Source organism: Burkholderia sp. SR8 (genome assembly GCF_052851275.1).
The window spans coordinates 188,662-209,464 of sequence record NZ_JAULUC010000005.1 but is presented as its reverse complement, the minus strand read 5'-3'; the positions used below and the strand labels follow the sequence as shown (position 1 = coordinate 209,464).

The window sequence follows — 20,803 nt, the reverse complement described above, 5'->3', positions numbered from 1 at the left end:
GCGCGGCCGCCGTGCGTTCAGGACGCGACGATGTCGAACGAGTGCGTGAGTTCGGCCGTCTTCGCGATCATGATCGATGCGGAGCAATACTTGTCGTGCGACAGGTTGATCGCGCGCTCGACCGTGGCCGGGTTCAGGTTGCGGCCCGTGACGGTGAAGTGGAAGTGGACCTTCGTGAACACCTTCGGGTCTTCGCTCGCGCGTTCGGCCTTCAGCGTGACCGAGCAGCCGGTGACTTCCTGGCGGCTCTTCTTCAGGATCAGCACGACGTCGTACGCGGTGCAGCCGCCGGTGCCGAGCAGCACCATTTCCATCGGGCGCGGCGCGAGGTTGTGACCGCCGCCTTCCGGTGCGCCGTCCATCGCGACGAGGTGCCCGCTTCCGGTCTCGGCCGAAAACGCCATGCCGTCCTGACCCATCCAGCTTACTTTGCATTCCATGCTTGCACTCCAGCGTTGCCTGATTCGGATTCGATCCGGCATTGTAGCCCGCGGCGCAACGGTCGGCTGATGCGCTGCACGAAGCGAAACGCCGCAGCGGCCGGCACGGCGGCGGGCAGGGCGCCGCGGGCCGAATTCCTTGCTGTCTTTAGGGGTTTTGCTCTAGGTGGGGCGGCACCGCTGCCATCGCGTTGGCCCACAGGTCGTTGATTTAAAAAGGGAAACGCGGCTGGCTCGGGGGTTTTTGAGAATTCCGCATTGTGGTGTGCGATTTCGCAATGCAAATTTTCTTGTGAAGTCGGCAACCCGTTCGTATAATGAGCGTCATTGGTTGTCGCGCTGCGGCAACCTCCGAATGTCTCCTCCACCCTCCTCCTAAGGTGGATTAAGCCCGAACCAGCCGTTCGGGTTTTTTTTCGTCCCGTGCAAACATCGGCGCGCAGTTTGCGCGCCCCGACACCCGTCGTGGACGCGCATTACGCAGGCTGCCGCGCGGCCGGTTGCGACGCAGCGGCGGCCGATGCCGCGGCGGCCGGCGCATCGCCCGAACGCGCGGCGGGTGATTGAGCGTGAGCAGCGGATGCGTGGCCGTGGCCGCGTGCGCAGAAGTGGCGGACGCGCTCGCGTACCGCGCGCAGACGCGCGATGCGATCCTCGGCATGCGCGCCGCGCGCGTCGGCGATACGCGCGTCGAGCGCGTCGAGCTTGGCCTCGCAGCCGGCCCGGGCGGCGACGGCGGGTGCCGCGGCGGCCAGCAGCACGGCCGCGAAAAAGGGCGTAAGTCGTTGTTTCATCATGCTTGCTTGTCGTTTTCCCGGATGTGGCCGATCGGGCGCGGCAAGGTCAGGTGCCATGCGTCGATGGGTGCCTCCGCAGGCGCTCGGTTCGCCTGACGTGATGGGGCACGACCGGATTTTGGCCCATTTTCGGCGCCGCCGGCACGGGACGTGGATTCTCTTTGACCGCGTCGCGGTATTTCCTTTATAATTCAGGGATTTTCCGCATTCATGCCCACGGAAAAAGAACAGGGAGAGCCTGCACCGCGCCTCGAAGCGCACACAGACAAGCAGGAAGAACACATCGGGCAAAGCATTTTTTTTGGATCGATCATGAAGACGTTTTCCGCAAAAGCCCATGAGGTGACGCGCGAATGGTACGTGATTGACGCGACGGATAAGGTTCTCGGCCGTGTTGCCAGCGAAGTGGCACGCCGTCTGCGCGGCAAGCACAAGCCTGAGTTCACTCCGCACGTCGACACTGGTGATTTCATCATCATCATCAACGCGAGCAAGTTGAAGGTCACGGGCAACAAGACGCTGGACAAGAAGTACTACCGTCACTCGGGCTACCCGGGCGGTATCTATGAAACGACGTTCGGCAAGATGCAGGAACGCTTCCCGGGCCGTGCGCTCGAGAAGGCGGTCAAGGGCATGCTGCCGAAGGGCCCGCTCGGCTACGCGATGATCAAGAAGCTGAAGGTCTACGCAGAAGCGACGCATCCGCACTCGGCTCAACAGCCGAAGGCGCTCGAGATCTAAGGGGAGCCCACATGATCGGTAACTGGAACTACGGTACGGGCCGCCGCAAGAGCGCAGTCGCACGTGTCTTCATCAAGGCTGGCAAGGGCGACATCATCGTCAACGGCAAGCCCATCGCTGACTACTTCTCGCGCGAAACGTCGCTGATGATCGTGCGTCAGCCGCTGGAACTCACGAACCACGGCCAGACGTTCGACATCAAGGTCAACGTCAACGGCGGCGGCGAAACGGGTCAGGCAGGCGCAGTTCGCCACGGCATCACCCGCGCGCTGATCGACTACGATGCAACGCTGAAGCCGTCGCTGTCGAACGCAGGCTTCGTCACGCGCGATGCACGTGAAGTCGAGCGTAAGAAGGTTGGTCTGCGCAAGGCACGTCGCGCAAAGCAGTTCTCGAAGCGTTAATTCCGCTTCATGGCCGCGCCGCTTCCGGGTGGCGTCCGCCCGAAAAACCGCCAGCTTTCGCGCTGGCGGTTTTTTTATGCCCGCGCGGCGGCGCCCGCGGGCCGCCCGCTGTACTGAAATCAACAAGAACCTATTGATTTCATGGACATCAGCACGATCTTCTGATCGGCCCTACAATAGCGGCTAAAGCTTTTTGGAGAGTTCGCATGAACGCTGTTACCGAATCCGCAGCAACGACCACCGAAATGCCGGTACCGTTCGTCTTCACCGACGCCGCGGCCGACAAGGTCAAGCAACTGATCGACGAAGAGGGCAATCCCGACCTGAAGCTGCGCGTATTCGTGCAGGGCGGCGGCTGCTCGGGCTTCCAGTATGGCTTCACGTTCGACGAGGAAGTCAACGAGGACGACACCGTGATGAACAAGAACGGCGTCCAGCTCCTGATCGACTCGATGAGCTACCAGTACCTGGTCGGCGCCGAAATCGACTACAAGGACGACCTCAACGGCGCCCAGTTCGTGATCAAGAACCCGAACGCGTCGACTACCTGCGGGTGCGGCTCGTCGTTCTCGGTCTGAGCGCAGTACGGATCCTGTCCGGTTCGCCGGAATGAAAAACGGGGCTTCATGCCCCGTTTTTTTATGCCGATGCGCGGCGTGACCGCGTGTAGCGGGCTGTCGGGTGTCAGCGCGGATAGAGCGCGCCGAGCACGCGTTCGCCTGCTGCGCCCGTCACGCTCGGCACGTTGCCGGGCTGGCGCGCGGTGAAGCGGTACGCGAGCCACGCGAACGCGAGCGCCTCGACCTGCTGCGGCGGCACGCCGAGCGCGGCGGTCGTGTCGACGGTCGCGGGCACGCCGGCCGCGTGCAGCGCGTCCTTCAGCGCGGCGAGCAGCACCGGATTGCGCGCGCCGCCGCCGCACACGAACACGGCGCTGCAATCTGCCGCATGCTGCGCGATTTCGCGGGCGACCGACACCGCGGTGAGCGCGGTCAGCGTCGCCTGTACGTCCTGCGGCGCGGCCTGCGCGAACGCGGCGAGCTTCGCGTCGAGCCAGGCGGGATTGAACAGGTCGCGGCCGGTGCTCTTCGGCGGCGGCGCAGTGAAGTAGGGCTCGTCGAGCAGTGCGTCGAGCAGCGGCGCGTGCACGGTGCCGCGCGCGGCGAACTTGCCGCCGTCGTCGTACGGCTTGCCGAGGTGGCGCATCGCCCATGCGTCGATCAGCGCGTTCGCAGGTCCGCAGTCGAAGCCGCGCACGTCGCCGCCCGCGCCGGGCAGGATCGTGATGTTGCTGATGCCGCCAAGGTTGCAGACGACGCGCGTCTCGCCGGGAGCCCCGAACACCGTCGCATGAAACGCTGGCGCGAGGGGCGCGCCATGGCCGCCGGCCGCGACGTCGCGCGTGCGGAAATCGGCGATCACGTCGACATGCGCGAGCTCCGCGAGCAGCGCCGGGTTGTTGAGCTGGCGCGTGTAGCCGCGCTCGGGACGGTGCCGCACCGTCTGGCCGTGCACGCCGATCGCGCGGATATCGTCGCGCGCGAGCCCGGCCGTGCGCTGCAACTCGTGGCAGCACACCGCGTAGCGGGCGACGAGCGCGTTCGCCGCGACCGATTCGCGGTCGATCTCGTTGTCGCCGGGCTGCTGCAGCGCGAACAGCGCGTCGCGCAGCGACTGCGCGAAGCCGACGAACGCTTCCGCGAGCACGACGGGCGCCTTGCCGGTCTCGAAACGCACGGCGACGCCGTCGACGCCGTCCATGCTGGTTCCCGACATCAGCCCGAAGTAGATGCCGTCGGCCGGATGGGCGGGTTGCGGATGTCGATGCGGCACGTTGGGTTCTCCTCGATCATGCGGCGCGGGCCGGTGCCGCGCGCCTTGGGCCCGATTATCCGCGCAACCTGACGCATCGTTAAGCGATGCACGCGCAAGTTATGGGAAAATCCCTGTCTTTGCGACATTCTTCCCGGCACCGATGAGCACCGAACCCAGTTCCAAGCCTGTTTTCCCGATCACCGACGAAGTCCGCCATGCGCTCGCCGTCACGAAGCGCGGCGTCGACGAGCTGCTGATCGAGGAAGAGTTCGCGCAGAAGCTCGCGCGCAGCGCCGCCACCGGCAAGCCGCTGCGCATCAAGCTCGGCCTCGATCCGACCGCGCCCGACATCCACATCGGCCATACGGTCGTGCTGAACAAGATGCGTCAGCTGCAGGACCTCGGCCACACGGTGATCTTCCTGATCGGCGATTTCACGTCGCTGATCGGCGATCCGTCGGGCCGCAACGCGACGCGTCCGCCGCTCACGCGCGAGCAGATCGAATCGAACGCGAAGACCTACTTCGAACAGGCCGCGCTCGTGCTCGACCGCGACAAGACCGAGATCCGCTACAACAGCGAGTGGTCGATGCCGCTCGGCGCGGACGGGATGATCAAGCTCGCGTCGCGCTACACGGTCGCGCGGATCCTCGAGCGCGAGGACTTCACGAAGCGCTTCCAGGGCGGCGTGCCGATCTCGATCCACGAATTCCTGTACCCGCTGATGCAGGGCTACGACTCGGTCGCGCTGAACGCCGACCTCGAGCTCGGCGGCACCGACCAGAAGTTCAACCTGCTGGTCGGCCGCGAACTGCAGAAGCAGTACGGGCAGGAACAGCAGTGCATCCTGACGATGCCGCTGCTCGAAGGGCTCGACGGCGTCGAGAAGATGTCGAAGTCGAAGGGCAACTACGTCGGCATCAGCGAGAAGCCGACCGACATGTTCGGCAAGCTGATGAGCATCTCGGACACGCTGATGTGGCGTTACTTCGAGCTGCTGTCGTTCCGCAGCCTGGAAGAAATCGCCGGGTTCAAGCGCGACGCCGAAGGCGGCCGCAACCCGCGCGACTTCAAGGTGCTGCTCGCGCAGGAAATCGTCGCGCGCTTCCACTCGCAGGCCGACGCCGAGCGTGCGCTGGAGGACTTCAACCACCGCGCGAAGGGCGGCGTGCCCGACGATATCCCGTCGATCACGCTCGCGGGCGCGCCGCTCGCGATCGGCCAGCTGCTGAAGCAGGCGGGCCTCGTGCCGTCGACGAGCGAAGCGCTGCGCAACATCGAGCAGGGCGGCGTGAAGATCGACGGCGCGACGGTGTCCGACAAGGGCCTGAAGGTCGAGGCCGGCGAGTTCGTCGTGCAGGTCGGCAAGCGCCGCTTCGCGCGCGTCACGCTGACCGCATGATCGCGCTGATCCAGCGCGTGAAGCGCGCGGACGTGCGTGTCGGCGACCGTACGACGGGCGAGATCGGCGCGGGCCTGCTCGCGCTCGTCTGCGCGGAGCGCGGCGACACCGAGGCCGCGGCCGACAAGCTGCTCGCGAAGCTGCTCGGCTATCGCGTATTCAGCGACGCGGCCGGCAAGATGAACCTGCCGGTGTCGAACATCGACGGCGCGGGCGGTGCCGGCGGTCTGCTGCTCGTGTCGCAGTTCACGCTCGCGGCCGATACCAACAGCGGGCTGCGGCCGAGCTTCACGCCGGCCGCGCCGCCCGACGAAGGCGCGCGCCTGTTCGACTATTTCGTCGCGGCCGCGCGCGAGCGCCATCCGGTCGTCGAGACCGGCGAGTTCGGCGCCGACATGCAGGTGTCGCTCGTCAACGACGGCCCCGTGACGTTCTGGCTGCAAGTGCGGCCTTGATTCTTCCCCCCGGAGACGCGCCGCGATGGCCACCACGCAGATCCTGTTCATTCGCCATGGCGAGACGGCCTGGAACCGCATCAAGCGCATCCAGGGCCATATCGACATTCCGCTGGCCGACACAGGTCTCGCGCAGGCGCAGCGCCTCGCCGCGCGGCTGGCGCGGGAGGCGCGCGACGGACAGCGGATCGACGCGATCTATTCGAGCGACCTGATGCGCGCGCAGCAGACCGCGCAACCCTTCGCCGATGCGCTCGGCCTGCCGCTGCAGTTGCGCGAGGGGCTGCGCGAACGTTCGTACGGCGTGTTCCAGGGGCACGACAGCACCGAGATCGAGACGCTGTTCCCGGACGCGTATGCCGCATGGCAGACGCGCGATCCCGGCTTCGCGCCGGACGGCGGCGAGTCGCAGCGCGAGTTCTATCACCGCGTGCTGCATGCGCTCGAGCCGATCGTTGCCGCGCATTCGGACGGCCGGATCGCGTGCGTTGCGCACGGCGGCGTGCTCGACTGCGTATATCGCTTTGCGAACGGTCTCGACCTGTCGGCGCCGCGCAGCTATCAACTGCTCAACACGAGCATCAACGTCGTCGATTACGTCGACGGTCGCGCGCAGGTCGTCCAGTGGGCCGATGTGTCGCATCTCGATTCGGCGAGCGACGACGACGGGTATCGCAAGGTGCTGTGAGTCGGGCGTGCAGGCCTGTGCGTCGCGGATCTCGATTGCGCGGAATGCCGCGCCGGGCGAACAGAGGCACGACCGGCACGACCGGCTTGGTCGTGCGACCGTGCGCGCGCAGGTCCGTCAGCCAGTTACACGCAAACGATCTGAAGAGTCGTCAGCAGGGCGGGGCGCCGTCCGGCGGTGTCGCGGTCGCGCGGCGGCGGGCGCGTTTCGACGCGCCATTGACGAGCGCCCAGCGCAGTACCGGCGCGACGGCCCGCACGCCGGGCCGAACCACCGCGCGCCGCAGCGGCGCGAACGTCGATACGCCGAGCATCCGTTGCGCCCAGGGCGGGAGCAGGTCGATTCCCGCATGCATCATCAGCGACGCGGCCGGACGCAGCGCGGGCGATGCGACGGGCGCATTCAGCAGGATGTCCATCACGTCGAAGGTATGCGGCCCGGCTGCGAGTTCGGGCTGCATGCGCGCGAGATAGGCCGCGACCTCGGCGCGTGAACGCGGAACGTCCGCGGCGCCGAGCAGCTCGGCGACCAGTGCCGTTTCAGCGTAGTAGCGGTCCTGCAGCTCGCCGGGTAGCGACGGATTCACATAGCGCAGATGCGCGGCGAGAAAGCTCGATACTTCCGCGACATGCACCCACGTCAGCAACGCCGGATCGTCGGCCCGGTACGGCCGGCCGTCGGGCGCGGTGCCCGAGACGCGCGCGTGGATCGCTTTCACGCGCTCGATCAGCGCCAGTGCGTCCGCGCGGCTGCCGAACGTCGTGCCCGTGATGAACGTGGCCGTGCGCCGCAAGCGGCCGAGAATGTCGGTGCGGAACGACGAGTGATCCCACACGCCCGCGAGCGCGAGCGGATGGAGCGCCTGCAGCAGCAGCGCGGCGATGCCGCCCGTCATCATCGACGTGAAATCGGCATGCACGCGCCAGCAGATCGCGTCGGGGCCGAACAGCCCCGGATCGCCGGGCGGCGACGACAGATCGATCGACGGACCGCCGCCGCCTGCCGTCAGGTGCGTGATGCCGGCCACGAGCCGCTTGCGGATCGGCTCGGCCCAGCGCGGGCCCGGGGCGGGAGCGGCGCGGTGTGAGCTGGGCGGCGTGGTCATGGCGGGCTTCGGGCTGGCAGCGGGTTACTTCCCGTCCGGGGTATCCCAGATGCCGCGTTCGGTGTTGCCGGCGTCGGGCGCGGCGAGCCCGAAGTGGCGGTACGTGAGCAGCGTCGCGACACGCCCGCGCGGCGTGCGCTGCAGAAAGCCCTGCTGGATCAGGTACGGTTCGAGCACGTCCTCGATCGTGTCGCGCTCCTCGCCGATCGCCGCCGCGAGGTTGTCGATGCCGACCGGGCCGCCGTCGAACTTGTGCAGGATCGCCTCGAGCAGCTTGCGGTCCATCAGGTCGAAGCCGACCGGATCGACGTCGAGCATCGCGAGCGCGGCGTCGGCGACGGCCGCGGTGATCTGGCCGTCGGCCTTCACTTCCGCATAGTCGCGCACGCGGCGCAGCAGCCGGTTCGCGATCCGCGGCGTGCCGCGCGAGCGCTTCGCGATCTCCAGCGCGCCGTTCGGATCGATCTGCGCGTTCAGCAGCGACGCCGAGCGGCGCACGATGCGCGACAGCTGATCGGCATCGTAGAACTCGAGACGCGCGACGATCCCGAAGCGGTCGCGCAGCGGGTTGGTCAGCATCCCCGCGCGCGTGGTCGCGCCGACCAGCGTGAACGGCTGCAGGTCGAGCTTCACGCTGCGCGCGGCCGGCCCTTCGCCGATCATGATGTCGATCTGGTAATCCTCGAGCGCCGGATACAGGATTTCCTCGACGACCGGCGACAGCCGGTGGATCTCGTCGATGAACAGCACGTCGTTCGCTTCGAGGTTGGTCAGCAGCGCGGCGAGGTCGCCCGCGCGTTCGAGCACGGGGCCCGACGTCTGGCGCAGGTTCACGCCCATTTCACGCGCGATGATGTGTGCAAGGGTCGTCTTGCCGAGGCCTGGCGGCCCGAACAGCAGCACGTGGTCGAGCGGCTCGGAGCGGCGCTTCGCGGCCTCGATGAAGATCTCGAGCTGGCCGCGCACCTTTTCCTGGCCGACGTAGTCGTCGAGCTGGCGTGGCCGCAGCGCGCGTTCGAACACCTCCTCGTGCGACGAGGCGGGCGTGGCGGCGATGATCCGCTCGGCGGCGAGTTTGTCGGTTTCAATCATGCGGCCATTGTACCGCGCACCGTCACGCGGCCGAACTGGCCGAACGGCCGACTGGCGCGCGCCGCACGGCGGCGCGACACTGGCTCGGACGCAGGGACAGGCGGTTGCGTCAGCCGGCTCCGGCGCCTGCCCGGGCCGCCGTTACACCTTCGACAGCGCCTTCAGCGCGAGCTTGATGCCCTCCGACACGCCGGTGCCGGCCGGCACGTTCTTGATCGCGGCGAGGCCTTCCTTTTCGGAATAGCCGAGCGCGACGAGCGCGTTGAGGATGTCGGTTGCGTGATCGGACGGCGACGCGGCGCCGGCGAGTGCGCCGAGGTCCGCGCCGAGCTTGCCCTTCAGCTCGAGCAGCAGGCGCTCGGCGGTCTTCTTGCCGATGCCGGGCAGGCGCGTGAGGCGCGCGGCGTCCTGCATCGTCACCGCCTGCGCGAGCTCCTGCACGCTCATGCCGGACAGCACGGCGAGCGCCATGCGCGCGCCGATGCCGGTGATTTTCAGCAGTTCGCGGAAGGTCGTGCGCTCCTGCGGCGTCAGGAAGCCGTACAGCAGGTGCGCATCCTCGCGCACGATCTGCTGCGTGAGCAGCACGACGCGCTCGCCCGTTTGCGGCAGGTTGTAGAACGTGCTCATCGGTACGTCGATTTCGTAGCCGACGCCGTTGCAGTCGACGAGCAGGTGAGGCGGGTTCTTTTCGAGCAGGATGCCGGCGATGCGACCGATCATGGATGGCGGGATGCGAGGAAGAAAGCGCGAGTGTAGCGCAGGTGCGGCGCGATGCCGATGGTGTGGCCGTCAGGTCGGTTGTTGCGGGGTGCCGCATGCGACAGGTGCGGAGGCGACGCGGGCAGGCAGCAGACGGTGAGTCGGTGAGTCAATGAGGCAGGCGGGAGGCGATGACGCGGTCAGATGAACTGAGGGGAGGTCCCGCGGCGAACGCGATTCGCATGACGCGATCGGCCGCGCCCCCGCGGCTGGCGATTCGCGTGTCGCCGCGTCAGCCGACGAGCCGTCCGCGCCGCACGCGCAGCCCCTTCTTCGCGAGCGCCGGCGCGAGGCCGCTGATCGTGCCGAGCGTATTGCCGCTGTGCGCGTGGCAGATCGCCATGCCGAGCGCGTCGGCCGCGTCGCTGCCGGGCTGGCCGCTGAGATTGAGCAGCCGCGTGACCATCTCCTGCATCTGCGACTTGGTCGCGCGGCCGTAGCCGACGACGGCCTGCTTCAGTTGCAGCGCGGTGTATTCGGCCACCGGCAACCCGCCCGCGACGAGTCCGCAGATCGCGGCGCCGCGCGCCTGCCCGAGCAGCAGCGTCGACTGCGGGTTCACGTTGACGAACACCTGTTCGATCGCGGCCTGATCCGGCGCATGTTCGCGCACGAGCGTCGACACGCCCTGGAAGATCGTGCCGAGCCGGGTGGCCAGATCGGCCGCGGGCGTGCGGATCACGCCGCTCGCGACATACGCGAGGCGGTGGCCGCTGACGTCGATGACGCCGAAGCCGGTGACGCGCAGGCCAGGGTCGATGCCGAGAATTCGCATGAGTGAGGAGGAAAACGTGATGCAGCGATACTACAACGAACGGTGCGCCGTGCCGGCCCGACGGCCGCGCGCGAACGCGCCGCGCAATAAAAAACCCGGCGGGTGCGATGCCGCCGGGTTTGCGTGCAGCGGCCGCGCGGGCCGCATGCGATCAGTGACGGAAGTGGCGCACGCCCGTCAGGATCATCGCGATGCCGTGCTCGTCGGCTGCCGCGATCACTTCGTCGTCGCGCATCGAGCCGCCCGGCTGGATCACGCAGGTCGCGCCTGCCGCCACGACGACGTCGAGGCCGTCGCGGAACGGGAAGAACGCATCCGACGCGACCGCCGAACCCGCGAGCGTCAGGCCCGCGTTCTGCGCCTTGATGCTCGCGATGCGTGCGGAATCGACGCGGCTCATCTGGCCTGCGCCGACGCCGAGCGTCATGCCGTTGCCGCAGAACACGATCGCGTTCGACTTCACGTACTTCGCGACACGCCATGCGAACAGCAGGTCGTCCATTTCCTTCGCGGTCGGCTGGCGCTTCGTGACGACGCGCAGCTCGCTCGGCTGCACGTTCTTCGAATCGAGCGACTGCACGAGCAGGCCGCCGCCGACGCGCTTCAGGTCGAATGCGTTGTGGCCGTCACCCAGCGTAGCGACGCCCGGCGCGATCTCGAGCAGACGCACGTTCTGCTTCGCGGCGAACACCTGCTTCGCGGCGTCCGTGAACGACGGTGCGATCAGCACTTCGACGAACTGCTTCGCCACCGCCTGCGCGGCCGCTTCGTCGACTTCGCGGTTGAACGCGATGATGCCGCCGAATGCCGACGTCGGGTCGGTCTGGAATGCCTTCGCGTACGCGTCCGCCGAGTCGTTGCCGACCGCGACGCCGCACGGGTTCGCGTGCTTGATGATCACGCAGGCCGGCGCGTCGAACGTCTTCACGCATTCCCACGCCGCGTCCGAATCCGCGATGTTGTTGTACGACAGTTCCTTGCCCTGCAGCTGGCGGTAGTTCGCGAGCGCGCCGGCCGGGGCCGCGAGGTCGCGGTAGAACGCAGCGCTCTGGTGCGGGTTCTCGCCGTAGCGCAGGTCCTGCACCTTGTCGAACGCCATGTTCAGCGTGGCCGGGTACGCGCTGCGCGATGCGTGCTGCAGCTCGTCGGTCAGGCTCGTCAGGTAGTTCGTGATCGCGCCGTCGTATTGCGCGGTGTGCGCGAACACCTTGGTCGCGAGGCGGAAGTTGGTCGCATAGCCGATCGCGTTGCCGTTCGCCTTCATTTCGTCGAGCACGACCGCGTAGTCGGCCGGATCGACGACGACCGTCACGTCGCGGTGGTTCTTCGCGGCCGAGCGCAGCATCGTCGGGCCGCCGATGTCGATGTTCTCGATCGCGTCGGCGAGCGTGCAGTCGTTCTTCGCGATCGTCGCGACGAACGGATACAGGTTCACGACCAGCAGGTCGATCGTCGGGATGCCGTGCTGCTCCAGTGCCTGCATGTGCTCGGGCAGGTCGCGGCGGGCGAGGATGCCGCCGTGCACCTTCGGGTGCAGCGTCTTCACGCGCCCATCGAGCATTTCCGGAAAGCCCGTGTAATCGGCCACTTCGGTAACGGGCAGGCCGGCGTCGGCGAGGAGTTTCGCGGTGCCGCCGGTCGACAGCAGCTTGACGCCGAGGTCGGACAGCGACTTCGCGAAGTCGACGATGCCGGTCTTGTCGGAAACGGAAATGAGCGCTTGCTTGATCATGATGGAACCACCAATAGCCAGGGAAACGGGGACGGGACGGCCGCCTACAGCAGGCCGTGCTGCTGCAGCTTCTTGCGCAGCGTGTTGCGGTTGATGCCGAGGTACTCGGCGGCGAGCGACTGGTTGCCGCCGGCCTGTACGAGCACGACCTCGAGCATCGGCTTTTCGACGCAGGACATCACCATTTCATAGACGTCGTGCGGATTGGAGCCGTCTAGATCCCGGAAATACACGTCCAGGCTCTCGCGGACACATTGTTCGATGTTGTGCTTGCTCATGCTGCTAACTGGTTATGGTCGTCCGACTCGCCCTGGCCGTTTTCCGCTTCGTCATCGACGTAGACGAGGTGGTCCGACAGCGCCTTTTGCGCCTCGAAGAAGGCATTGACGGCGGCGAGCTGCTCGCGGGTGGAATCGAGCGTATTCATCCTGTGCCGGAACCCGTTGGCACCGGAAAGGCCGCGAGTGTACCAGCCGATGTGCTTGCGCGCAGTACGGACGCCGGTGAATTCGCCGTAGAACGCGTAGTGGTCTTCCAGGTGTTCGTTCATCACGTGCTGGATCTCGTCGATCCGCGGCGGAGGCAGCAGCTCGCCGGTTTGCAGGAAATGATCGATTTCGCGGAACAGCCACGGCCGGCCTTGCGCGGCGCGACCGATCATCAGCGCGTCGGCGCCGGTTGCATCGAGCACCGCCTTCGCTTTCGCCGGCGACGTGATGTCGCCGTTAGCGACGACCGGGATGCGCACGGCAGCTTTCACTGCGGCGATGGTGTCGTATTCCGCGTCGCCGCGGTAGAGGTCGGCGCGCGTGCGGCCGTGCACGGTCAGCATCGAGATGCCGGCCGCTTCGGCGAGGCGCGCGACCGTGATCGCGTTCTTGTGCTCGCGATCCCAGCCGGTGCGGATCTTCAGCGTGACGGGCACCGCATCGGGCCCCGTGCCGACCGCCGCGACGACGGCCTCGACGATCCGTTGCACGAGCGGCTCGTTCTGCAGCAGCGCGGAGCCGGCCGCGACGTTGCAGACCTTCTTCGCCGGGCAGCCCATGTTGATGTCGATGATCTGCGCGCCGTTGTCGACGTTGTAGCGGGCCGCTTCGGCCATCATCGCCGGATCGGCGCCGGCGATCTGCACCGCGATCGGCTCGACTTCGCCTTCGTGGTTCGCGCGCCGCATCGTCTTCGCGCTTTTCCACAGCTGCGCATTGGACGCGACCATCTCGGACACCGCGTATCCGGCCCCCAGCCGCTTGCACAGCTGGCGGAACGGACGATCCGTCACCCCGGCCATCGGGGCGACGAACAGGTTGTTACGCAAAACGTGAGAGCCGATAACGGGCATCGCAATGGCACCGCCCGCGAGCGCCGGGCGTCGCGGGCAAAAAAAGGCGGAGGGAAAACGCGCATTTTACCGTATTCCCATGCGCCGCCGATTTGACCCGGTTTGCGCGGTGCCGCTGCGCGCGGCGTGCGGTGCGTCAGTTGCGCTGGCCGAACATCATCTGGCGCGCGATTGCCTTCTTGAGCGGCGGCACGAATTCGAGCGCGGTGAGCGCCGCGCCGCGCAGCAGCGGAAGCGGGCCGGCGTCGATCGTGAACAGGCGCGCGAGCGTGTCGGTCGCGCCGATCGTGAAGCGCCGGTCGAGCGCGCGGCGCGCGTTGAAGGTGGCGAGCGCGATGGCTTCGAAGCCCTGCGTGGACAGCGTGTCGACCAGCGTATGCGCATCGCGCAGCCCGAGGTTGAGCCCCTGGCCGGCGACCGGATGCAGCGTTTGCGCGGCGTTGCCGACGATCGCGATACGCCCGCTGACGAGCGTTTGCGCGGCGGTCAGCCCGAGCGGGAACGATGCGCGCCCCGCGATCGCGACGAAGCGGCCCATCCGCTCGCCGAATGCCGTGCCGAGTTCGCGCAGGAACGCGTCGTCGGGCAGCGCTGCGCGGCGCACGGCCTCGTCGGGCGTGCAGCACCACACGAGCGAATACTCGGCCTGGCGCGGACCGCCAAGCGGCAGCAGCGCGAGCGGGCCTTCGTGCGTGAAGCGCTCCCACGCGACGTTCGGGCGCGGCGCCGACACCGTGACCGTGCCGACGATCGCGGTCTGACCGTAGTCGCGGCGATGCTTGCCCGTATCGGCGTGCTGTTCATGAAACAGTCCGCCCTCCGCGTTGATCACGATGCGCGCGCGCAGCGTGCGTTCGCCTTGCGGCCCGTCGAGCGCGAGCGTGACGCCGTCGGCGTCCTGCTGCGGGGCGCTGGCGGTGGTCGACGTGAGCCAGTCGACCCGCGTGCCGCGCACCGCGTGCGCGAGCGCCTGCACGATCGAGCCGTAACGCACGACGTAGCCGAGCGCGGCGAGATCGTGTTCGTCGCGGTCGATCAGCGTGCGGCCGAAATGGCCGCGCTGCGATACGTGGATGTGTTCGATCGGTGTCGCGTCGCCGGGCCACGCGAGCGTGTCGAGCAGCACGCGGCTGCCGTGCGACACCGCGATCGCGCGCGGATCGTTCGCGCTCGCGGCCGGTTCGCGCGCGTCGATCAGTGCGATCGACGCATGCTGCGTCGCGCTGCGTCGTGCGAGCCAGCCGGCGAGCGCGAGCCCGACGGGGCCCGCGCCGACGATGGCGAGGTCATAGTCCGGCGTGGCCGGGGAGGAAGCGGTCGTCATCAGTGTGCTTGAAACGGGAAAGCGGTCGGCCCGGACATGGCAGCCGCGCTCATGCGCGCTGCGCGGCGCCCGCGCGCATCAGCGCCTCGATCTCGTCGGCGGCCACCGGCACGTCGCGCGTGATCAGTTCGCAACCGTGCTCGCGCACGATCGCGTCGTCCTCGATGCGGATGCCGATGTTCCAGTATTCGGACGGCACGTCGTCGGCCGCGCGTACGTACAGGCCCGGCTCGACGGTGAGCGTCATGCCCGGCTTCAGCGTGCGCCACGGCAGCGCGCCGTTCGCGTCGCGCGCGGCGAGCCGCTCGCGGTAGTCGCCGCAATCGTGTACGTCCATCCCGAGCCAGTGGCCGGTGCGGTGCATGTAGAAGCGCGCGTACGCCCGTTCGGCGATCACGTCGTCGACGCTCGAGAAGCGCGTCTTCGGAATGATGCCGGTGTCGAGCAGCCCCTGCGCGAGCACGCGCACGGCCGCGTCGTGCGGCGCTTCGAACGGCACGCCCGCGCGCGTCGCGTCGATCGCGGCCTGCTGCGCGGCGAGCACGATGTCGTACAGCGTGCGCTGCGCGGGCGAGAAGTGCCCGTTGGCCGGGAACGTGCGCGTGATGTCCGACGCGTAGCCGTCGAGCTCGCACGCCGCATCGATCAGGATCAGGTCGCCGTCCTGCGCGGCCGCGTTGCCGGCCGGGTAGTGCAGCACGCACGCGTTTGCGCCGGCCGCGACGATCGAGCCGTATGCGGGCGCCTGCGCGCCGTGCTTGCGGAACATGTACAGCAGCTCGGCCTCGAGTTCGTATTCGCGAATGCCGGGGCGGCACACCTGCATCGCGCGGCAGTGCGCGAGCGCGGAGATGTGCGCGGCGCGCATCATGATTGCGAGTTCGTGTTCGTCCTTCACGAGCCGCATGTCGTCGAGCAGCGGCGTGAGGTCGAGCATCGCATCCGGCGCGGCGACGCCCGCGCGTGCCTGCGCGCGCACCGCATCGATCCACCCGGCGAGCTGGCGGTCGAACTCGGCCGATGCGCCGAACCGGTAATGCACGGTGCCCGCATCGGCGAGCAGGCGCGGCATCTCGATGTCGATCACGTCGACCGCGTACGCCGCATCGAAGCCGAACGCGTCGCGCGCGGCCTCGGGCCCGTAATGGAAGCCTTCCCAGATCTCGCGGTCGGCATTCTTCGCGCGGCAGAACAGGATCGATTCCGGCGCGCCGTGCGACCCGGCGGCGTTCAGCACGAGCACGGCATCCGGCTCGGTGAAGCCCGTCAGGTAATGGAAGTAGCTGTCATGCCGGTACGGGAACGCCGTATCGCGGTTGCGCAGCAGTTCCGGCGCGGTGGGGACGATGGCGACGCCGCCGCCGGCGGCGCGCAGTGCGGCAAGCACGCGTTCGCGGCGCTGGCGGTAGACGTCGACGGCAATGGCGGTATCGAGGGGCGCATTCATTCGTGCGATTGTAGCGCCGCCGGACGCGGCGCGTGAGAGGCGTGGCTGCAAGCCGCGCCGGACGGGGCTCGGCGACGGCTGTTGCAAACCATCCACAGGCCGGACGGGCGATTTTCTACCCGGCCGTGCCGGCCGGTTATGATCGGCGACAACGTATACTCTCGGCAGTTCCCTTAAAAAGGCAGATGATGAAATTAATCGGTTCGCTGAGCAGCCCGTACGTCCGCAAGGCGCGGATCGTGCTCGCTGAAAAGAAGATCGACTACAAGCTGGAGCTCGAGAACGTCTGGGCGCCGGAGACGGACATTCACGCGTCGAATCCGCTCGGCAAGGTCCCGTGTCTCGTGATGGAGGATGGTGCCGCGGTGTTCGATTCCCGCGTGATCTGCGAATACGTCGATACGCTGTCGCCGGTCGGCAAGCTGATTCCGCCGTCGGGGCGCGAGCGCGTCGAAGTGCGCTGCTGGGAAGCGCTCGGCGACGGCGTGCTCGATGCAGCCGTCGCGATCCGTCTCGAACACACGCTGCGCGAAGAAGGGCAGCGCAGCGCGAGCTGGATCGCGCGCCAGCAGCGCAAGATCGACGACGGTCTGGTCGCGATGTCGCAGGGCCTCGGCGGCAAGACGTGGTGCGTCGGTAACCATTACACGCTCGCCGACATCGCGCTCGGCTGCGCGCTCGGCTACCTCGACTTCCGGATGCCCGAACTGAACTGGCGCGACCGCCATCCGAACCTCGACAAGCATTTCGTGAAGCTGTCGCAGCGGCAGACGTTCGCCGATACGCTGCCGCAAGGCTGAGCGGCCGCGGCTCCGTATTGAGCAGACAAAAGAAAAGCGCCCCGCGGGGCGCTTTTCCGTTTGGCGGATCGCACTGACCAGCGCGCCCGCGACCGCCCGTGCGATGCGTCGGGCGTTATTCGATCGACGCGTAAACGGTCTCGCCGAGCACGAACGAATCGCTGCGCGCGATCGGCCACCACTTGTCGTACAGCGTATAGCCGCAGGTCTGGCCGTCGAGCAGCGCGCCGGGCTTCAGGTACTTCAGCAGCTGCGACATCAGCCGCACCTCGTGCGGCGCGACGCGTTGCACGATGTGATGCGCGCGCAACTCGGACGGATGGCCGAGGCCGGCTGCCTGCACGAGTTCCTGCAGCGCATGCAGCGTGTTGCGATGGAAGTTGTACACGCGCTCGGCCTTGTCCGGCACGACGATCGCGCGCTGGCGCACCGGGTCCTGCGTCGCGACGCCGGTCGGGCAGCGGTCGGTGTGGCAATGCTGCGCCTGGATGCAGCCGACCGCGAACATGAAGCCGCGCGCCGAATTCACCCAGTCCGCGCCGATCGCGAGCGTGCGCGCGATGTCGAACGCGGTGATGATCTTGCCGCTCGCGCCGATCTTCACGCGGTCGCGCACGCCGATCCCGACGAGCGTGTTGTGCACCAGCAGCAGCCCCTCCTGCAGCGGCACGCCGACATGATCGGTGAATTCGAGCGGGGCCGCGCCGGTGCCGCCTTCCGCGCCGTCGACGACGATGAAGTCCGGCACGATGCCGGTCTCGATCATCGCCTTCGCGATCCCGAAGAATTCCCACGGATGGCCGATGCACAGCTTGAAGCCGGTCGGCTTGCCGCCCGACAGCGTGCGCAGCCGCTCGACGAATTCGAGCAGCCCGCGCGGCGTCGAAAACTCGGAGTGCGTCGCGGGCGAGATGCAGTCCTTGCCCATCGGCACGCCGCGCGTCTCGGCGATTTCGGGCGTGATCTTCGCGGCCGGCAGCACGCCGCCGTGGCCCGGCTTCGCACCCTGCGACAGCTTGATCTCGATCATCTTGACCTGCGGATCCGCGGCCTGCTTCGCGAACTTGTCCGGGTTGAACGTGCCGTCGTCGTTGCGGCAGCCGAAGTAGCCGGACGCGATTTCCCAGATGATGTCGCCGCCGTGCTCGCGGTGGTACTTCGACAGCGAGCCTTCGCCGGTGTCGTGCGCGAACCCGCCTTTCTTCGCGCCGAGGTTCAGCGAGCGGATCGCGTTCGCGGACAGCGAGCCGAAGCTCATCGCCGAGATGTTGAAGATCGAGATGTCGTACGGCTGCGCGCGGGTCGCGCCGACCCGGATGCGGAAGTCGTGGTTCGGCAGCTTCGTCGGCGCGAGCGAATGGCTGATCCATTCGTGCGCGACGGATTTCACGTTCAGTTCGGTGCCGTACGGGCGGTTGTCCGCGACGTTCTTCGCGCGCTGGTAGACGAGGCTGCGCTGCGCGCGCGAGAACGGTTTCTCGTCGGTGTCGTCCTCGACGAAATACTGGCGGATCTCGGGGCGGATGAACTCGAACAGGAAGCGGAAGTGGCCCCAGAGCGGGTAGTTGCGCAGGATCGCGTGGCGGTCCTGGTTCAGGTCGTACAGGCCGACCGCGACGAGGGCGACGGGGATGATGATCCACAGCCACGAAAGCACGTGGATCGACGCGAGGGCGGCCGCCGCGACGAGCAGCAGCACGGCACACCACATCGCGAGGTAGCGTCGAGAAAGCATGGGGACTCCGTAAGAATCTGAAATGCCGCCATGCGTGCGCTGCGAGGGCGGCGCGCCGGCCGCGACGGAATCGTGTTCCGCCGGGCGCGGCGTGCCGCAAGTCTAAACCGAATGGATGTCAGCGTGCTTCGGCGAGCGCGCTTGCGTGGCCCGCCGCAGGTGCCGGCGCCGCCTGGCCGGGCTGGCCAGTGGCTGCGAACTCGATGATGCCGCCGCCGAGGCAGATCTCGCCGTCGTACAGCACGGCCGACTGGCCGGGCGTGACCGCCCATTGCGCGTCGTCGAACGCGAGCGAGAAGCGTCCGCCGTCGGCCCGATCGAACGCGGCCCGACCGAACGCGCATGCCGCGTCGGCCTGCCGGTAGCGCGTCTTCGCGCCGCACGCGAAGCCTTCGGCCGGCGGCTCGCCCGCGACCCAGCTTACGTTGCCGGCGACGAGCTCGCGCGACAGCAGCCACGGATGGTCGTGGCCCTGCACGACGTACAGCGTGTTCGACGCAATGTCCTTCGCGGCGACGAACCACGGGTCGCCGTTGCCGTCCTTGCTGCCGCCGAGGCCGATGCCCTTGCGCTGGCCGAACGTGTAGAACGCGAGACCGATGTGCTCGCCGACCACCTTGCCGTCCGGCGTCTTCATCGGGCCCGGTTTCGTCGGAAGATAGCGGTTCAGGAAATCGCGGAACGGCCGTTCGCCGATGAAGCAGATGCCGGTCGAATCCTTCTTCTTCGCATTCGGCAGGCCGATCTGCGCGGCGATCTCGCGCACCTTCGTCTTCGGGATCTCGCCGAGCGGGAACATCGTCTTCGACAACTGCGCCTGGTTCAGCCGGTGCAGGAAGTACGACTGGTCTTTCGTATGATCGAACGCCTTCAGCAGCTCGAAGCGGCCGTCGCGTTCGCGCACGCGCGCGTAGTGGCCGGTCGCGATCATTTCCGCGTCGAGCGACATCGCGTGGTCGAGGAACGCCTTGAACTTGATCTCGGCGTTGCACAGCACGTCCGGGTTCGGCGTGCGGCCGGCCGAGTATTCGCGCAGGAATTCGGCGAACACGCGGTCCTTGTATTCGGCCGCGAAGTTCACCGCTTCGACGTCGATGCCGATCAGGTCGGCGACCGACACCACGTCGATCCAGTCCTGGCGCGTCGAGCAGTATTCGCCGTCGTCGTCGTCTTCCCAGTTCTTCATGAACAGGCCGACCACGTCGTAGCCCTGTTCCTTCAGCAGCCACGCGGTCACCGACGAATCGACGCCGCCCGACATGCCCACCACTACACGGCGCTTGCTCATTTGCCTACCGCCTGACGGTCGAATGCTTCCGGACGCGGCGCGACCGAATGCGTGTGCACGAAATCGAGCGGAATGCGCCGCCCGGCGAGATAGTCGTCGACGCAGCGCATCACCGCGGGCGAGCGGTGGCGCTCGCTGCACGCGCGCAGTTCGTCGGCGCTCATCCACAGCGTGCGGACGATGCCGTCGTCGAGCACGTGGTTCGGCAGCGGCTCGCCGGCCGTGCCGCAGAACGTGAAGCGCAGGTAGGTCGCGCCGGCACTGCCCGGGCGGTCGTAGTGGGCGAGATAGACGCCGACGAGCGCGTCGGGCGTAAACGGATGCGCGGTTTCCTCGAGCGTCTCGCGGATCACGGCGTCGGCGAGCGTCTCGCCGGCCTCGAGATGGCCGGCCGGCTGATTGATGCGCAGGCCCGTCGAGGTTTCTTCCTCGATCATGAGGAAGCGGCCGGCGCGCTCGACGAGCGCCGCGACGGTCACATGCGGGGTCCAGATTTCGGGTTTCATGGTTCGGCATTTTACCGGTTGCGCCCGGAGGCTGCCGGCCATCTGGTTAGACGAATCCGACCCCCGAACGCTCGTGCGCGGAGCGCGGGTGCGCTGCATTCGTCGCGACACGCGCGTACGGCGCGGCCTGCGTCGGGCAGGGGCGACCGCCCC

Annotated in this window: 22 protein-coding genes; 7 read left to right on the top strand and 15 right to left on the bottom strand. The window is 67.6% G+C overall.

What is annotated here, in order from left to right; all coding sequences use genetic code 11:
* Positions 1-17: 17 nt before the first annotated feature.
* Together Q3A80_RS08455 and Q3A80_RS08450 are read right to left on the bottom strand one after the other, a co-directional pair.
* Positions 18-482: an OsmC family protein gene (locus tag Q3A80_RS08455; RefSeq protein WP_446328607.1), complete on the bottom strand. Its 465-nt coding sequence runs from the start codon at positions 480-482 to the stop codon at positions 18-20.
* A gap of 434 nt (positions 483-916) precedes the next feature.
* Positions 917-1,237, bottom strand: coding sequence for a hypothetical protein (locus Q3A80_RS08450; protein ID WP_446328606.1), 321 nt, complete (start codon positions 1,235-1,237; stop codon positions 917-919).
* Between the two features lie 312 nt (positions 1,238-1,549).
* On the opposite strand from Q3A80_RS08450, the gene rplM reads away from it, so the two are divergent.
* The 3 genes from rplM to erpA all read left to right on the top strand — a co-directional run bounded on the left by rplM (position 1,550) and on the right by erpA (position 2,960).
* Positions 1,550-1,978 (top strand): 50S ribosomal protein L13, encoded by a 429-nt coding sequence (rplM, locus tag Q3A80_RS08445; RefSeq protein ID WP_009687896.1) that lies wholly within the window; start codon positions 1,550-1,552, stop codon positions 1,976-1,978.
* Between the two features lie 11 nt (positions 1,979-1,989).
* Entirely contained in the window at positions 1,990-2,382 is a 393-nt protein-coding gene (gene rpsI, locus Q3A80_RS08440) for a 30S ribosomal protein S9 (protein WP_011883283.1), read from the top strand.
* Positions 2,383-2,588: 206 nt separating this feature from the next.
* The gene (gene erpA, locus Q3A80_RS08435) at positions 2,589-2,960 is read left to right on the top strand and encodes an iron-sulfur cluster insertion protein ErpA (protein WP_121858445.1); all 372 of its coding nucleotides are present in this window, start codon (positions 2,589-2,591) and stop codon (positions 2,958-2,960) included.
* Positions 2,961-3,066: 106 nt separating this feature from the next.
* Here the strand turns inward: erpA and Q3A80_RS08430 are convergent, their stop codons facing one another.
* Entirely contained in the window at positions 3,067-4,215 is a 1,149-nt protein-coding gene (locus tag Q3A80_RS08430; protein WP_446328605.1) for an anhydro-N-acetylmuramic acid kinase, read from the bottom strand.
* 142 nt (positions 4,216-4,357) lie between these two features.
* Between Q3A80_RS08430 and tyrS the strand changes: the two genes are divergently transcribed.
* From tyrS to Q3A80_RS08415, 3 genes are read left to right on the top strand one after another with little or no spacing between them, the layout of a single operon-like run.
* On the top strand, positions 4,358-5,599 hold the full coding sequence (tyrS, locus tag Q3A80_RS08425) for a tyrosine--tRNA ligase (protein WP_446328604.1): 1,242 nt from the start codon (positions 4,358-4,360) through the stop codon (positions 5,597-5,599).
* Positions 5,596-6,054, top strand: a complete 459-nt coding sequence (dtd, locus tag Q3A80_RS08420; RefSeq protein ID WP_006751891.1) for a D-aminoacyl-tRNA deacylase — start codon at positions 5,596-5,598, stop codon at positions 6,052-6,054. The genes tyrS and dtd overlap by 4 nt, the downstream gene beginning before the upstream one ends.
* Positions 6,055-6,079: 25 nt before the next feature.
* Positions 6,080-6,742 (top strand): histidine phosphatase family protein, encoded by a 663-nt coding sequence (locus tag Q3A80_RS08415; RefSeq protein ID WP_446328603.1) that lies wholly within the window; start codon positions 6,080-6,082, stop codon positions 6,740-6,742.
* 151 nt (positions 6,743-6,893) lie between these two features.
* Here Q3A80_RS08415 and Q3A80_RS08410 read toward each other — a convergent pair whose 3' ends face one another.
* The 9 genes from Q3A80_RS08410 to Q3A80_RS08370 form a co-directional block, all read right to left on the bottom strand.
* Complete coding sequence (locus Q3A80_RS08410) at positions 6,894-7,847, bottom strand: oxygenase MpaB family protein (protein WP_446328602.1); 954 nt, start codon at positions 7,845-7,847, stop codon at positions 6,894-6,896.
* Positions 7,848-7,871: 24 nt separating this feature from the next.
* A complete protein-coding gene (ruvB, locus tag Q3A80_RS08405; protein WP_446328601.1) occupies positions 7,872-8,939 on the bottom strand; it encodes a Holliday junction branch migration DNA helicase RuvB in 1,068 nt (355 codons plus the stop codon).
* Between the two features lie 141 nt (positions 8,940-9,080).
* Positions 9,081-9,662: a Holliday junction branch migration protein RuvA gene (gene ruvA, locus Q3A80_RS08400; protein ID WP_069240975.1), complete on the bottom strand. Its 582-nt coding sequence runs from the start codon at positions 9,660-9,662 to the stop codon at positions 9,081-9,083.
* Between the two features lie 271 nt (positions 9,663-9,933).
* Positions 9,934-10,476 carry a crossover junction endodeoxyribonuclease RuvC gene (ruvC, locus tag Q3A80_RS08395; protein ID WP_446328600.1) on the bottom strand — a complete coding sequence of 181 codons (543 nt, stop codon included), beginning with the start codon at positions 10,474-10,476 and terminating at the stop codon, positions 9,934-9,936.
* 151 nt (positions 10,477-10,627) lie between these two features.
* A complete protein-coding gene (purH, locus tag Q3A80_RS08390) occupies positions 10,628-12,208 on the bottom strand; it encodes a bifunctional phosphoribosylaminoimidazolecarboxamide formyltransferase/IMP cyclohydrolase (protein ID WP_446328599.1) in 1,581 nt (526 codons plus the stop codon).
* A 44-nt stretch (positions 12,209-12,252) separates the two neighbouring features.
* Positions 12,253-12,486 (bottom strand): Fis family transcriptional regulator, encoded by a 234-nt coding sequence (locus tag Q3A80_RS08385; protein WP_006476892.1) that lies wholly within the window; start codon positions 12,484-12,486, stop codon positions 12,253-12,255.
* The gene (gene dusB / locus Q3A80_RS08380) at positions 12,483-13,550 is read right to left on the bottom strand and encodes a tRNA dihydrouridine synthase DusB (protein WP_446328598.1); all 1,068 of its coding nucleotides are present in this window, start codon (positions 13,548-13,550) and stop codon (positions 12,483-12,485) included. Before dusB ends, Q3A80_RS08385 begins: the two co-directional genes overlap by 4 nt.
* A gap of 136 nt (positions 13,551-13,686) precedes the next feature.
* Positions 13,687-14,874 (bottom strand): UbiH/UbiF/VisC/COQ6 family ubiquinone biosynthesis hydroxylase, encoded by a 1,188-nt coding sequence (locus Q3A80_RS08375; protein WP_446328597.1) that lies wholly within the window; start codon positions 14,872-14,874, stop codon positions 13,687-13,689.
* Positions 14,875-14,923: 49 nt separating this feature from the next.
* Positions 14,924-16,321, bottom strand: a complete 1,398-nt coding sequence (locus Q3A80_RS08370) for an aminopeptidase P N-terminal domain-containing protein (RefSeq protein WP_446328596.1) — start codon at positions 16,319-16,321, stop codon at positions 14,924-14,926.
* A gap of 185 nt (positions 16,322-16,506) precedes the next feature.
* Here Q3A80_RS08370 and Q3A80_RS08365 point away from each other — a divergent pair, with 185 nt between their 5' ends.
* The gene (locus Q3A80_RS08365; RefSeq protein WP_446328595.1) at positions 16,507-17,121 is read left to right on the top strand and encodes a glutathione S-transferase family protein; all 615 of its coding nucleotides are present in this window, start codon (positions 16,507-16,509) and stop codon (positions 17,119-17,121) included.
* 115 nt (positions 17,122-17,236) lie between these two features.
* On the opposite strand, the gene Q3A80_RS08360 is transcribed toward Q3A80_RS08365, so the two are convergent.
* The 3 genes from Q3A80_RS08360 to Q3A80_RS08350 form a co-directional block, all read right to left on the bottom strand.
* Positions 17,237-18,856 (bottom strand): FMN-binding glutamate synthase family protein, encoded by a 1,620-nt coding sequence (locus Q3A80_RS08360; RefSeq protein ID WP_446328594.1) that lies wholly within the window; start codon positions 18,854-18,856, stop codon positions 17,237-17,239.
* A gap of 118 nt (positions 18,857-18,974) precedes the next feature.
* Complete coding sequence (gene mnmA, locus Q3A80_RS08355) at positions 18,975-20,144, bottom strand: tRNA 2-thiouridine(34) synthase MnmA (protein WP_446328593.1); 1,170 nt, start codon at positions 20,142-20,144, stop codon at positions 18,975-18,977.
* Positions 20,141-20,650: an NUDIX hydrolase gene (locus Q3A80_RS08350; RefSeq protein WP_446328592.1), complete on the bottom strand. Its 510-nt coding sequence runs from the start codon at positions 20,648-20,650 to the stop codon at positions 20,141-20,143. Before Q3A80_RS08350 ends, mnmA begins: the two co-directional genes overlap by 4 nt.
* Between the last annotated feature and the right edge of the window lie 153 nt (positions 20,651-20,803).